The sequence below is a fragment of the Rhizobium sp. 21-4511-3d genome (assembly GCF_053522545.1).
This window is the reverse complement of sequence record NZ_JBNWCF010000008.1, coordinates 134022-146626: the sequence shown is the minus strand read 5'-3', so window position 1 is coordinate 146626 and position 12605 is coordinate 134022. Positions and strand designations below refer to the sequence as shown.

The following is a 12605-nucleotide window of genomic DNA, read 5'->3' as shown; positions in this document are numbered from 1 at the left end:
CAAACAAATTGTCGCGGTGCCCATGTTTCGTTCCATTTCCTCTGCCTGTCTCGCCCTTTCCGTTGCCCTGCCCGCTGCCGCCTCGGCGGCCGACCAGCCGAAGCAGCTCGTCATCATTTCCTTCGACGGCGCCCATGACAACGCGCTCTGGCAGAAGAGCCGCGAGATGGCGGCCAAGAACGGCGCGCATTTCACCTATTTCCTCTCCTGCACCTTCCTGATGAATCAGGATGCGAAGAAAGCCTATCAAGCGCCTCATCAGAAACGCGGAAAATCCAATGTCGGCTTCGCCCAGAGCGACGACGAGATCCGCGAACGCCTCGGCAATATCTGGCACGCCCATCTCGAGGGGCACGATATCTCAAGCCATGCCTGCGGCCATTTCGACGGCCGCCAGTGGAGCAGCGCCGACTGGACGGAAGAATATACGACTTTCAAGGCAACGCTGAAGAATGCCTGGAAGGGCGTCGGCCTCGCCGAGCCCGATGGCTGGCAGGATCTCGTCGACCACGGCATCAAGGGTTTTCGCGCGCCCTACCTTTCGGCCAGCGAAGGCAGCGACATGATCGCCGCGGAGAAAAAGGCCGGCTTCACCTATGACGCCAGCCTCGTCACCAAGGGACCGGCCATGCCCGTCGTCGAAGACGGCGTCATCCGCTTCGGCCTGCCGCTGATCCCCGAGGGCCCCAAGGACCGGCCGATCATCGGCATGGACTACAATCTCTTCGTGCGCCACTCCAAGGGCCAGGAAGACGCCGCCGACAGCAAGACCTTCGAAGAGCGCTCCTACGCCGCTTTCAAGGAAGCCTTCGACAAGCAATATGCGGGCGACCGCATCCCCCTCCAGCTCGGCTTCCACTTCGTCGAAATGAACGGCGGCGCCTACTGGCGGGCGCTCGACCGGCTGGTCAGCGACGTCTGCCACCGGGCGGATGTGGCCTGCGTCAGCTATTCGGAGGCGATCCCGATGATCGAGGCCAGGGGCAAGCTGAAGGCGCAGGATAATTCGGCGCTCTAAGCTTCCAGATCACCTTTCACAAAAAAGCGCCGCTGCGGTTCCCACAGCGGCGCTTTTGATTCTGATGACCCGGCGTCAGCCGTCTTGGTGGACGACCCCCGCCTCACGGTCCAGATACCGCTGATCGATGCTCGGCAGCGGTTCGCCGTCGATGGCCGATTCAAACGTGCGAAGACGCTTGTAGATCGAAAGCAGCTCGACAATCGTCGTCCACGAATTGACGAGATACTGGAACGATTCCCGCACCTGGCCGAAGACGTTCTGGATCTGGCTCATGACGCCGAGCGTCAGCTTGCCCGCCACGATCGATGGCACGAGAACGAAGGTGCCGAACAGGTTGTCTGCCTGCAGATAGAAAATGCGGGCAACATTGAAATACATGTAGTGGAAATAGAGGCGGAAATAGTTGCGCCGGACGTTTGCGAAGAGCTGCGCCACGGTGATCGGATCGGCTCGTTCATCATGGTCCTCGCCATAGACGAGCTCCTTACGGTAGGCCGCTTCGACGCGCTGGTTGCGGAATTCGAGGCCCGGCAGTTTGATACCGACAGCAGCCAGAAACACCGTGCCGAACAGAGACCAGCATATCGCCGCCCAGACAAGCGCATGCGGCACCTCACCGATGATCGGCAGTTCAGTGACCGTGCTGGAGAACTTGAAGAGCACCGGCAGGAACGCGATCAGAGTCATGATCGAGCTGACGAGGTTGACGCCGAGGCTTTCGACCGTGGTCGAAAAGCGCATCGTATCTTCCTGAACACGCTGCGAAGCACCTTCGATATGCCGCAGCTTCGGCCAGTAGGACATGTAGAATTCGTTCATCGCCGTGCGCCAGCGGAAGATGTAGTGGCTGACGAAGAACAGGTTCAGCACGCCGACGGTGATGGCGACGAAGGCGATACCGGCAAAGCCCGTCATGCCCCAATAGAGGTCAGCCGCTGTAGGGATCGGCTCTTGCCGCGCCAGTGCCCGCTGGATCATGTCGTAGAACGGCCCATACCAGGCATTGATCGCCACGCTGACCTGCACGGAGAAATAGGTGTTGAAGATGATCAGCGCCGAACCGAGCACCGACCACATCTGCCAGCGATGCGGGCTGTAGGTGAACCAGAAACCCGCGAAAATGGCAACGAAGGCGACGTAATAGATGTAGAACCAAAGGAACGGCTTCGACCAGAAGACGGAAACGCCGATCACCGCCTCCTCCCCCGCTGGCAGCGGCGGAAGGCCTATTGCTGCGCCGAGGCTGGAGCCTCCGAAATACCAGAGAAGAACGCCGATCAGCGCCCAAACAATAGCGGATGTGAAGAAGAGTTTCGGCTTCGGGAAATAGGAGACGAACACGTTTGCGCGGCTTTCTTGAACAGAGTCGGCATTTGCTTTGACAGCACTGATTGTGCGGGAAATTAAGGCAGTTCGAAGAAGGCAGCAATGGCCGGGGGCCATTCTTACGTATTTGTAACGGCTTATCCCAGTTTCTTGATGACCGGCAGCACGAGGAGCGCGCAAATGCCGAGGGCGGCGGCGGCAATATAGGTGGGCAGCGTGAAGCTTCCTGTCCCCTCAGCCACCCAGCCCGCGATCAGCGGCCCGACGATCTGGCCGAGACCGAAGGCCGCCGTCATCAGCGCCATGACGCGCCGGGGGCTTTCCGGCGAAAGCTTGCGGCCGATCTGCAGGCCGTAGGCGGTGATCGCCAGGAAGGTGGCGCCGAACAGTGCTCCACCGATCAGCGGCGCCAGCGAATGCGGCAGCATGACGGTCGCGAGCACACCGGCAACCTCGATGACAACAGCCGCGACATAGACGCCGCCGAGCCCGAGAACGCGCACGAACGGCTTCCAGCCAAAGAGCGCCACCGCGGCGGTCACGCCCGCAATGAACCAGCAGAGGAACTCGACGAAAGCGCCCGCCGCATCCATGCGGGCGATCGCCACGAGGAAGGTGGCGGTGATGACGTAGCCGAAGCCGAAGATGCCGTAGGAGAGCGTCACGAGCAGCATCGGCGGCGTCCAGGCGATGGCCGGTTCCGGCCCCTTGCGCGCCGCCGCTGCGGGTCCCGCCGGCAGCAAAGCCCAGGCTGCGGCAAGACCGAGTGCCGAAAACAGCGCGCCGCCGATCCAGTCCGCCCGCCAGCCGCCCGCATCGGGAAAGGCGATGCCGATCAGCAGCACCATCAGCGACGACAGCGCGATACCTGCGCCCGGTCCACCGAAATGCGCCGACTGGACATGGTCGTTGCCGGCCGCCGCGCCATGGCTCAGCACGATCGACGAGGTGAAGACCATCGAAAAGGCGCTTGCGAGCCCGGCGAGGAAGCGGATCACCGCAAAGACGGGAACGGATGTGGTCGCCGCCATCGCCGCGAGAAGGAGCGCGTTGGCGGCGAGTGCCGCAAGCGCCACCGCCCTCTCCCGCCCGGCCGCCCAGCCATAGGCAGCCAGCACGGCGCCTGCGAGATAGCCGACGAAATTCGCCGAGGCGATGAACCCGGCATCGGAGGCCGAGAGCGGAACGCCGCTCATCATGCCCGGCAGGATCGGTGTGTAGGAGAAGCGCCCGAAGCCCATGGCAGCGGCCATGGCGATCATACCGGCAAGGGCCGTGCGGACCAGACTGACTGGCTCATTCTCATTGCGTGCCAACATGATGCGCTTATCGCCCGCCCCCTGCTGCACCGCAAACAAGAAATTCTGATGGATCGGTTCAATTCCGGAAATTCTTGGGCTCCTCTTGAAACGTAATATCTTACGATATATGTTTTACGACATAGCATTCGATATGATTAACGATGAAAGGAAGAAGCTATGAGAGGCTTTAGAGGCGGTGGCGGCGGCATGTTCGGCGACGCGATCCGCATGGGAATGGGCCGGAAGTTTTCGGCCGGCGATCTGCAGATCGTGCTTCTGGCATTGCTGAACGAACAGCCGCGCCACGGCTACGAACTGATCAAGGTTCTGGAAGAGCGCTCCGGCGGCTTCTACGTGCCGAGCCCGGGCGTCATCTATCCGGCGCTGACCTATCTGGAAGAAACCGGCCTGACCGAAGTCGAGGCCGAGGGCACCAAGAAACTCTACAAGATCACCGAAAGCGGCAAGCGCAAGGTCGAGGAGAACCGCGCCATGATCGACGGCATTTTCAGCAAGCTCGAACGCGTCGGCGAGAAGATGGCCTTCGTCAACCGCATGTTCGATCCCGAACAGCACGGCCGCCGCCGCGAAGAGGAAGACGAGGAATTCATGCGCGACGACCGCGACGTGCGCGCCGCCCGCCAGCTGCTGCGCTCGGCGCTGCGCATGCGCCATCCCTGGTCGGCTGAGGAAGCCGCCCGTATCTCCGGCATCCTGGAGCGCGCCGCGATGGAAATCCTGCAGGGCGGCAAGCCCCAGATCTGATACCGCGCAATCGTCAGAGCGAACGGCCGTCACGTGTCACGTGGCGGCTTTCCTTTTGCGGAGGCGCGGTATTTTCGGCGACCGGAACACCCACCTGCGCCACATTGCGCGGCAACCCGTGCTGCGCCTGCTCCGATACCCAATAGCCTGCCGCGCCTATGAAGGTCATGATCGCAAACAACGGCACGGCCACCGCCGATTTCCGGAAGCGCCCGAAGCGGATCGGCTTCTCGATGATCATATAGGTCAGCCCCGCCAGCACCACGCTCGCCGCCAGCAATCCGAAACGCACCTCCTTGGCCGGCGTGTCGTGGCCGATGATGTAGCCGAAGGAGAGAAGCGGCCAGTGCCAGAGATAGAGCGGATAGCTGATCAGCCCGATCGCAACGGCAATCCGGTTGCTGAAGATCAGGGTCTTGAGTGCCGCCGTCCGCCCCGCCGCGATGACGAGCACCGCACCGAGAACCGGCGCCGCCGCGATGATACCCGGAAAGGCCTGCTTTTCCCGGATCAGCGCAAAGCTCAGCACCAGCAGCACGATACCGGCGATTGCCGCAAGGTTTGCCGCCGGCCGCGACAGCCCGCCGTGGGAGCGCTCCAGCTCGGCGAGCGCAGCACCGGCCAGCAGCTCCCAGAAGCGCGTCACCGGCAGATAAAAGGCCGTCGTCCGGTCGATATAGACGATGACGAGATTGAAGATCATCGACACCAGCGCCACCGCCGCGATCGTCTTGATGACGCTCATGCCGCGCCGCCAGGCGATCCAGGCAGCGAGCGGCCAGACGATGTAGAACTGCTCCTCGACGCCGAGCGACCAGAGATGCAGAAGGGGATTGGAAATGCCGCCATCCTTGGTGCTGCCGACTTCGAACCAGAAGAGCAGATTGGCAACGAAGCCCGCCCCACCGGCAACATGCTCGCCGAGCTCCCTGTTATCGGCCGCCGAGAGCGCCACCGCGCCGACCGCCAGACAGAAGAGCAGCACCAGGATCAGCGCCGGAAAGATGCGCCTGATGCGGCGGCTGTAGAAATCGAAGATCGAAAACTTGTTGTCGTGCAGCTGTTGCAGGATATGGCCGCTGATCAGATAGCCGGAAATGACGAAGAAGATATCGACGCCGACGAGCCCGCCGGGCAGCCAGGTCGGAAAGGCATGGAAGATCACCACGGAGAGAACCGCAACCGCCCGCAATCCGTCGATATCCGGCCGGTAATTGTGCTGCATCGCCTTGGCACTGCTGCCATCCCTCTCGAGCATTCCGCCGACCTCCATGAAGACCGGCGGACAAGAGAATGGAGCCGGATACCAAGCGGTAACCCGGAATTGCTGCGCCCGCTAACTGGCCATAGGCGGTAGGCCGCCGGATATTCGGACGAAAGGACGGGTAGAGGCGGAGCTCGGCCGCCGAAAGGATGAAGCTCTTAAGCTGCCAGATCCGGCAGCGTCAGGATCAGCGGCCCATTGCGCGTCGCAACGACGGTGTGTTCGTACTGCACGGTCGGCGCCTGGGGATCGGCATAGAGCGTCCAGGCATCGTCGCCGCCTTCGGCCCAGGTGGCGCCGAGCGACAGGAAGGGTTCGACGGTGAAGACCAGGCCTTCGGTCATGATCCGCTTTTCGGAGGGGTCCGGCCAGGTCGAAAGCTCGCCAGGTTCCTCATGAAGCGAACGGCCGACGCCGTGGCTCGCCAGATTGGCAACCAGCGTATATCGGTTCTTCGCCGCAAAGGCGCCGACGGCATTGCCGATCTTGGCGAGCGGCTCGCCCGCCTTGATCTGGTTGAGACCGACGAACAGCGCCCGCTTCCCATCGCGGCAGAGCCGCTCGATCTTCGGCTTGATGGGCGGCACGGTGAAGGAGGCGCCGGTATCGGCAAAGAAGCCGTTCTTCTCGGCGGAGACATCGATATTGACGAGATCGCCGGGGCGGATCACCCGCGGACCGGGAATGCCGTGGGCGATTTCCTCGTTGACGCTGATGCAGGTCGCACCCGGAAACTGGTAGCAGAATTCCGGCGCCGAGCGGGCACCGGCATCCTCAAGCACCTTGCGGCCGATCTGATCGAGCTCGAGGGTGGTGATCCCCGGCTCCAGCGCTGCAGACATCACCTGGATCGCGTTGGCGCAGATCCGTCCGATTTCCTTCAGCTTTTCCAGTTCGTCGTCGTTCTCGATTACCATCGTTCATCCCGGCTGCCGCCAAGGCGGCTGGCCTTGCGGGTTCAGGCCGTGGCTTTCGCCCCTTCGCCCGCCCCAGTCAATGCCTTTCTGACAAGCGGCGCGACTTTCGTGCCGTAAAGCTCGATGCCGCGCATGATCTGGTCGTGCGGCATCAGGCCGATCGCCATCTGCAGCAGGAAGCGGTCGTTGTTGAAGACCTTGTGAGCCGCAACGATCTTCTCGGCTACCAGTTCCGGATCGCCGAGGAAGAGATTGCCGGTCGGCCCGCGCGCCATGTCGAAATGCGCCCGGTTCGTCGGTCCCCAGCCGCGCTCGCGGCCAATGCGGTTCATCACTTCGGCCTGCGGCCCGTAGAACTGGTCGGCGGCCGCTTCCGTCGTATCGGCAATGAAGCCGTGTACGTTGATGCTGGTCTTCAGCTTCGACGCATCCTGTCCTGCCCGGCGCGCTGCCTCGCGATAGAGCTCAAGGAGCGGCGCAAAACGCGGATATTCCCCGCCGATGATCGCCAGCGCCACCGGCAGGCCCATCGCACCGGCCCGCGCCACCGATTGCGGCGTGCCGCCGACGGCGATCCACAGCGGCAGCGGATCCTGCAGCGGGCGCGGGTAGACGCCGCGGCCATTGATCGGCGCCCGCAGCTCGCCCTTCCAGTTGACCACTTCGCCCTCGCGCAGCGCCATCAGGAGATCGAGCTTCTCTTCGAACAGCTGGTCGTAATCTTCGAGATTGTAGCCGAACAGCGGGAAGGACTCGATGAACGAGCCGCGCCCGGCCATGATTTCCGCACGGCCGTTCGAGATGAGATCGAGCGTTGCAAATTGCTGGAAGACGCGAACCGGATCATCGGACGACAGGACGGTGACGGCACTCGTCAGCCGGATGTTCTTCGTCTTCACCGCCGCTGCGGCAAGCGCCATGGCCGGAACCGAGGCTGCATAATCAGGGCGGTGATGTTCGCCAAGCCCGAAGACATCGAGGCCGACCTGATCGGCCAGCTCGATTTCCTCGATCAGATGCTTCAACCGCTCCGCCCCTTCCGCGCCCTTGCTGCGGCCCGGATTGGGATTGACGTCGGCGAAAGTATAAAGGCCCAGTTCCATCATCGGCATCCTATTGAACTTGCCTCTCAGATAAGGATCGGCAAGCCCCCGGGCAAACGGAAATTCTGGAACGGATCGTTCGATAAAGTTGATGGGTGGGTTAGGTGACGGGTTGCCGCCTCAGGACAAATCGACGGGCTTCATACCGAATTCTTGGATCGTTGGCGGATCGAATTCGATCTCGCCGGCTCCGGGCATCTGTAGGAGATCGGCAATACCGGGGCCTTTGCCGCCAAGCTTGCGGTACTCCTCGATCGTCAGCAGCACATGCGAAGGCTTGCCGCGATCGGTGATGAATACAGGCCCGCTCGCCGCGGCTTTTCGGGTGCGGCTGGCGTTCCGATTGAATTCCCGGCTGGTCATCATCGCCATAACAATCACCTCGATTTCGGTATGTTGCTATGCGCATCACCATCCATCAATCCGAATCCAAATTCAACGGCTTGCGGGCGCCGGCGGAATCGGAATCGAAGCCGCTTCAGCGCCCGCTTGAAGTGCGTCAGCCGCGCTTCAGGTACTCCTCAAGCTGTCCGGCGACCGTGCCCCAGCCTTCGTGAAAACCCATCTTCTCGTGCGCTTCCTTGTCCTCGGCACGCCAGTGCAGTGCCTTGGCGGTGTATCTGGTGCGGCCGTTGCCCAAATCTTCGAGCAGGATGATGCCGGTGAAGAACGGCTTTTCGGATGGCACCCAGGCACTGGTATAGGCATCGGTGAACACGATCTTCTCGTTTTCGACGAGCTCCAGATAGACGCCGGAATTCGGGTACTTGTTGCCGTCGGGGTCCTGCATGACGATGTAGCTGGAGCCGCCCGGGCGCACATCAAGCTTGGCTTCGGCGATCGTCCAGGGCCGCGGAACGAACCATTCCTTGATCGAATTCTCGTCGGTCCAGGCCTTGTAGATCTTCTCGCGCGGCACATCCATTTCGCGGACGAGAACCAGTTCGTGTTGCGTCGTGGCGGTCATTTCGGCATTCCTCCTGTTGAAGCGAAACCTGTTTATCCTCAGGCTGTTACAAGGACGCCGCAGCATCCTCCGTTCCGACATCGCCTGATGATTTTTCCGGACATTATCTGAGGGCGGGCATCGCCTGCTCGTTCTGCAGCTTGTCGAGCTGCAGGCGGATATGGGCCGCTTCCGCCGCCGAGTTGGCGAGCGCGATCGCCCGGTCGAAGGATTCGCGGGCGCGGCGCACCTCGCCCATCTGCTTCAGCAATCCGCCGCGCAGTCCATGGAAATAGAAATAGCCGTCGAGCTTTTCGGCGAGCGTATCGACCAGCGCCAAGGCCTCCTCCGGCCCCTTGAGCTTCGAGACGGCAACGGCGCGGTTGAGCGTGATGACCGGCGATGGCTGCACCCGCTCCAGCACCCGGTAGAGGATCTCGATCTCTTCCCAATCGGTATCCTCGGCGCGCTTGGCGCGGGAATGGATGGCGGCGATCGCCGCCTGCAGCTGATACGGTCCCGGCTGGCGGTGACGGATCGCCTTGTCGAGCAGGTTCAGCGCCTCGTTGATCAGCGCGTGGTTCCAGCGGGTCCGATCCTGATCCTCGAGAAGGACCAGCTCGCCATTGCCGTCGAAGCGCGCATCGCGGCGCGAGATCTGCAGCAGCATCAGCGCCAGCAGGCCCATGATCTCCGGTTCGGCCGGAAAGATCCGCAGCATCAGCCGCCCGAGACGGATCGCCTCGTCGGCGAAGGCGGCCGCATCGCGTTTCGGGTCGCCCTGCGAATAACCCTCGTTGAAGACCAGATAGATCATCGTCGAGACGATGGTCAGCCGCTCCGCCCTTTCCTCCGGCCCCGGCGTCTCGAAGGGCACGCCGGCCTTGGCGACACGCGCCTTGGCGCGAGTGATGCGCTGCTCCATGGCGCTTTCGCCGACGAGAAACGCCTTGGCGATCTGCTGCACGGTAAGGCCCGAGACGATGCGCAGGGCGAGCGCGATCTGTTGCGTCGCCGGCAGATCCGGATGGCAGCAGATGAACAGCAGGCGCAGGATGTCGTCGCGGTAGTTGGATTCATCCAGCCGGTCGGCGATATCGCTCTCGGCATCCTCTCTATCGGAAATCAGTTCCTCCTCCGGCAGCGCCTGTGTCTTCTTCTGCTTGCGCACCGCATCGATGCCGCTGTTGCGGCCGACGAAGATCAGCCATGCCGTCGGATCGCGTGGCGGGCCCTTGTCCGGCCAGGTGCGGATGGCGCGCAGGCAGGCCTCCTGAAAGGCCTCTTCCGCGATATCGAGATCGCGGAAATAGCGAAGCAGCGCGCCCAGCGCCTTCGGCCGGGCAGAAGCCAGCGTCACGTCGATCCAGGCAATGTCGGTCATGTGGCTTTATCTCCCGGATGGAACACGTAGAAGGGGCGGATCTCGTAAGAGGTCGAACCCGGATTGACGGCCGACAGCTCCTTGGCGAAGGCAATCGCCTCGTCCAGCGTGTCGAAATCGATGCAGTAGAAGCCGAGCAGCGCTTCCTTGGTCTCGGCAAACGGGCCGTCGAGCACCAGTGGCTCTTCCTTGCCCTTGCGCAGCGTCGTGGCCGAGGTCGTCGGCATCAGCCGCCCGGTCGGGCCGAGCTTGCCGGATCTGGCGAGCGGCTCCTGCACGGCGTAGAGCTTGGCCATGACGGCATCCTCCTCCTCCTTCGACCAGGAGAAGACGGTTTCTTCGTTGGCATAGCAAAGGATCGCATAAAGCATCTGTTACTCCTCTTCCTCAATGACGAAGGAGTAACCCGCCATCCGACAGGGCGCAGCAAAAAATTACGCTTCACAAATGAGCCGTGGGGCAAAATTAGCATTGGGGATTGTATCGGCCGCTCCGCTCTTCGCCATCGAGTTGCCACCTTCGGCTCCGATTTCTCGCGCGGCTGGATTTCCAACTTCATATTTCAGGACGAAACATGCATCTTTTCAAAAGCCTGTTCCTGGCTGCCGCATTTGCCGGCGCAGCCACTGCCGCCTCCGCAGCGCCCCAGAATTTCATCTATACCGGCGCCGGTGAGCTCGACGGCCTCAAGGACCTGCTGTCGCGCGCCGATATCGGCGGCGCCCAGGTGGTCTATAACTGGAAGATGCTGGAAAAGGGCAAAGGCGAGTACGACTTCTCGCCGATCGAGAAGGATTTGGCGATTGCCGAGAGCCTGAACAAGAAGCTGTTCATCCAGGTACAGGACCGCTTCTTCAGCCCCAAGGCCCGCAACATCCCCGACTACATGCTCGAAAGCGCCGAATATGGCGGCGGCCTCGCGCCCCAGTTCGACAATCCCGGTGAGAACAAGGGCATCGGCTCCGGCTGGGTGGCGCAGCAGTGGAACCCGGCGGTGCGGGAGCGCTACCAGGCGCTGATCTCGGCGCTTGCCGCCAAGTTCGATGGCCGCGTCTATGGCATCAACCTGCCGGAGACCTCGATCGATCTCGACCCGAAGAACGAGCCGAAGGATTTCTCCTGCGATGCCTATTTCGCCGGCGAGATGGAAAATCTCGGCTTTGCGCGCAAGGCGTTCTCAAAGTCGATGGTCGTCCAGTATGTCAACTTCTGGCCCTGCGAATGGGAAAACGACCACAAATACATGAGCCGTCTGTTCGACTTTGCGGCGAAGAACAATATCGGCCTCGGCGGCCCGGATATCGTGCCGAACCGCAAGGCGCAGATGAAGAACTCCTATCCGTTCTTCAACCAGTACAAGGGCAAGCTCGCCTATGTCGGCATGGCCGTGCAGGAGCCGACGCTGACCTACAGGAACCCGCAGACCAAGAAGCCCTTCACCAAGGAAGAATTCACCGCGTTTGCCGATGATTATCTCGGCGCAAGCGTCATCTTCTGGAGCACGAAGAGCCCCTGGCTCAAGAAATAGCCGAAAGCCTCGTCTTCATCCCGGCAATCGCCCGGCGGAAGACATCATGATCGTCGAGGGCGCGCGAAAGGACCAGCGCGCCCTGGATGCCGAGAACCGCAGCCTCCGCCTCCTGCTGTGCAGTACCCTGCTCTACCCCGCTGCGCACGAGAGCGCTGGCCAGCGCATCCACCCACCGCCGGAAATAGCCGTTGATCGCCTCGCTGAAACGCTCCCGCGTGCCATCGAGCGCAAAGGCGCCGACGAGGCAGATGCGCCCACCGGAGCGGAAGTAATCGTCGACGCCGCGCCACATCGCTTCGATCGCCACTGAAGGTTCATCGCTGCGCAGCGGCTCGTATATGAAATCCTCGAACCAGCGATCGACCTCGGAGAGTACGGCAGCCGCCATCTCTTCCTTCCCGCCCGGGAAGAAATGATAGAGGCTGCCCTTGCCGATCCCGGTGCGTTCGGTGATCCGGCTGAGCGTCGCGCCCTCATAGCCGAGTTCCCGGAAGATCTCGGCAAGCAGGGGCACGACATCGCGGCGTTCGTAGACGGTTTTCAGAGCCTTGCGTCCTTAGAGGCCGAGCTCTGACAGCCCCGGATGGTCATCCGGACGGCGGCCGAGCGGCCAGTGGAACTTGCGGTCCGATTCCTTGATCGGCATGTCGTTGATGCAGGCGAAACGGCGCTGCATCAAGCCATCGGCATCATATTCCCAGTTCTCGTTGCCATAAGAGCGGAACCAGTTGCCGCTGTCGTCGTGCCATTCATAGGCATAGCGAACGGCGATGCGGTTTTCGCGGAACGCCCAGAGCTCCTTGATCAGCCGGTAATCCAGCTCCTTGGCCCACTTGCGGCTCAGGAAGGCAACGATCTCCGGCCGGCCGTTGACGAACTCTGCGCGGTTTCTCCAGGCGCTGTCGGGCGTATATGCGAGCGACACCTTTTCCGGGTTGCGGCTGTTCCAGCCGTCCTCGGCAAGGCGGACCTTCTGGGTGGCGGTTTCAAGCGTGAATGGGGGGATAAGTGCAGTCATTGTCATATCTCCTGTACCAATAGGAATGC

At 62.0% G+C, this 12605-nt stretch carries 14 protein-coding genes; 3 read left to right on the top strand and 11 right to left on the bottom strand.

The features are described 5' to 3' along the window. Nucleotides 1-22 precede the first annotated feature (22 nt). Nucleotides 23-1018: a polysaccharide deacetylase gene (locus tag ACQZ5H_RS18700; RefSeq protein WP_449098687.1), complete on the top strand. Its 996-nt coding sequence runs from the start codon at nt 23-25 to the stop codon at nt 1016-1018. Between the two features lie 75 nt (nt 1019-1093). Here the strand turns inward: ACQZ5H_RS18700 and bacA are convergent, their stop codons facing one another. Continuing rightward, on the bottom strand, nt 1094-2362 hold the full coding sequence (bacA, locus tag ACQZ5H_RS18695) for a bacteroid development protein BacA (RefSeq protein ID WP_112719430.1): 1269 nt from the start codon (nt 2360-2362) through the stop codon (nt 1094-1096). Between the two features lie 122 nt (nt 2363-2484). Then, nucleotides 2485-3666: a YbfB/YjiJ family MFS transporter gene (locus ACQZ5H_RS18690; protein WP_449098686.1), complete on the bottom strand. Its 1182-nt coding sequence runs from the start codon at nt 3664-3666 to the stop codon at nt 2485-2487. A gap of 159 nt (nt 3667-3825) precedes the next feature. Between ACQZ5H_RS18690 and ACQZ5H_RS18685 the strand changes: the two genes are divergently transcribed. Then, nucleotides 3826-4413 carry a PadR family transcriptional regulator gene (locus ACQZ5H_RS18685; protein ID WP_203428387.1) on the top strand — a complete coding sequence of 196 codons (588 nt, stop codon included), beginning with the start codon at nt 3826-3828 and terminating at the stop codon, nt 4411-4413. 13 nt (nt 4414-4426) lie between these two features. On the opposite strand, the gene ACQZ5H_RS18680 is transcribed toward ACQZ5H_RS18685, so the two are convergent. The 7 genes from ACQZ5H_RS18680 to ACQZ5H_RS18650 form a co-directional block, all read right to left on the bottom strand. Then, nucleotides 4427-5671, bottom strand: a complete 1245-nt coding sequence (locus tag ACQZ5H_RS18680) for an acyltransferase family protein (RefSeq protein ID WP_449098685.1) — start codon at nt 5669-5671, stop codon at nt 4427-4429. Nucleotides 5672-5835: 164 nt separating this feature from the next. After that, nucleotides 5836-6594 (bottom strand): type I methionyl aminopeptidase, encoded by a 759-nt coding sequence (gene map, locus ACQZ5H_RS18675; protein ID WP_449098684.1) that lies wholly within the window; start codon nt 6592-6594, stop codon nt 5836-5838. Nucleotides 6595-6635: 41 nt separating this feature from the next. Beyond that, nucleotides 6636-7697 (bottom strand): LLM class flavin-dependent oxidoreductase, encoded by a 1062-nt coding sequence (locus tag ACQZ5H_RS18670; protein WP_449098683.1) that lies wholly within the window; start codon nt 7695-7697, stop codon nt 6636-6638. A 120-nt stretch (nt 7698-7817) separates the two neighbouring features. Next, on the bottom strand, nt 7818-8069 hold the full coding sequence (locus ACQZ5H_RS18665; RefSeq protein WP_449098682.1) for a type II toxin-antitoxin system Phd/YefM family antitoxin: 252 nt from the start codon (nt 8067-8069) through the stop codon (nt 7818-7820). Between the two features lie 127 nt (nt 8070-8196). Continuing rightward, a complete protein-coding gene (locus ACQZ5H_RS18660; protein ID WP_449098681.1) occupies nt 8197-8664 on the bottom strand; it encodes an SRPBCC family protein in 468 nt (155 codons plus the stop codon). 103 nt (nt 8665-8767) lie between these two features. Further along, nucleotides 8768-10027, bottom strand: a complete 1260-nt coding sequence (locus ACQZ5H_RS18655) for an RNA polymerase sigma factor (protein WP_449098680.1) — start codon at nt 10025-10027, stop codon at nt 8768-8770. Next, nucleotides 10024-10398: a YciI family protein gene (locus ACQZ5H_RS18650; RefSeq protein ID WP_413709970.1), complete on the bottom strand. Its 375-nt coding sequence runs from the start codon at nt 10396-10398 to the stop codon at nt 10024-10026. Before ACQZ5H_RS18650 ends, ACQZ5H_RS18655 begins: the two co-directional genes overlap by 4 nt. Nucleotides 10399-10601: 203 nt before the next feature. Between ACQZ5H_RS18650 and ACQZ5H_RS18645 the strand changes: the two genes are divergently transcribed. Further along, entirely contained in the window at nt 10602-11555 is a 954-nt protein-coding gene (locus tag ACQZ5H_RS18645; protein ID WP_449098679.1) for a hypothetical protein, read from the top strand. On the opposite strand, the gene ACQZ5H_RS18640 is transcribed toward ACQZ5H_RS18645, so the two are convergent. Together ACQZ5H_RS18640 and ACQZ5H_RS18635 are read right to left on the bottom strand one after the other, a co-directional pair. After that, nucleotides 11545-12102, bottom strand: coding sequence for a TetR/AcrR family transcriptional regulator (locus tag ACQZ5H_RS18640; RefSeq protein ID WP_449098798.1), 558 nt, complete (start codon nt 12100-12102; stop codon nt 11545-11547). The two genes, ACQZ5H_RS18645 and ACQZ5H_RS18640, sit on opposite strands and share 11 nt — an antisense overlap. Nucleotides 12103-12114: 12 nt before the next feature. Beyond that, on the bottom strand, nt 12115-12576 hold the full coding sequence (locus ACQZ5H_RS18635) for a nuclear transport factor 2 family protein (RefSeq protein WP_130277752.1): 462 nt from the start codon (nt 12574-12576) through the stop codon (nt 12115-12117). Nucleotides 12577-12605 lie beyond the last annotated feature (29 nt).

Coding starts and splice junctions, on each gene's coding strand:
- ACQZ5H_RS18665 (WP_449098682.1), bottom strand. CDS start 8,069: ATGGCGATGATGACCAGCCGGGAATTCAATCGGAACGCCAGCCGCACC.
- ACQZ5H_RS18635 (WP_130277752.1), bottom strand. CDS start 12,576: ATGACTGCACTTATCCCCCCATTCACGCTTGAAACCGCCACCCAGAAG.
- ACQZ5H_RS18680 (WP_449098685.1), bottom strand. CDS start 5,671: ATGCTCGAGAGGGATGGCAGCAGTGCCAAGGCGATGCAGCACAATTAC.
- ACQZ5H_RS18655 (WP_449098680.1), bottom strand. CDS start 10,027: ATGACCGACATTGCCTGGATCGACGTGACGCTGGCTTCTGCCCGGCCG.
- ACQZ5H_RS18670 (WP_449098683.1), bottom strand. CDS start 7,697: ATGGAACTGGGCCTTTATACTTTCGCCGACGTCAATCCCAATCCGGGC.
- ACQZ5H_RS18650 (WP_413709970.1), bottom strand. CDS start 10,398: ATGCTTTATGCGATCCTTTGCTATGCCAACGAAGAAACCGTCTTCTCC.
- ACQZ5H_RS18700 (WP_449098687.1), top strand. CDS start 23: ATGTTTCGTTCCATTTCCTCTGCCTGTCTCGCCCTTTCCGTTGCCCTG.
- ACQZ5H_RS18660 (WP_449098681.1), bottom strand. CDS start 8,664: ATGACCGCCACGACGCAACACGAACTGGTTCTCGTCCGCGAAATGGAT.
- ACQZ5H_RS18685 (WP_203428387.1), top strand. CDS start 3,826: ATGAGAGGCTTTAGAGGCGGTGGCGGCGGCATGTTCGGCGACGCGATC.
- ACQZ5H_RS18645 (WP_449098679.1), top strand. CDS start 10,602: ATGCATCTTTTCAAAAGCCTGTTCCTGGCTGCCGCATTTGCCGGCGCA.
- map (WP_449098684.1), bottom strand. CDS start 6,594: ATGGTAATCGAGAACGACGACGAACTGGAAAAGCTGAAGGAAATCGGA.
- ACQZ5H_RS18690 (WP_449098686.1), bottom strand. CDS start 3,666: ATGTTGGCACGCAATGAGAATGAGCCAGTCAGTCTGGTCCGCACGGCC.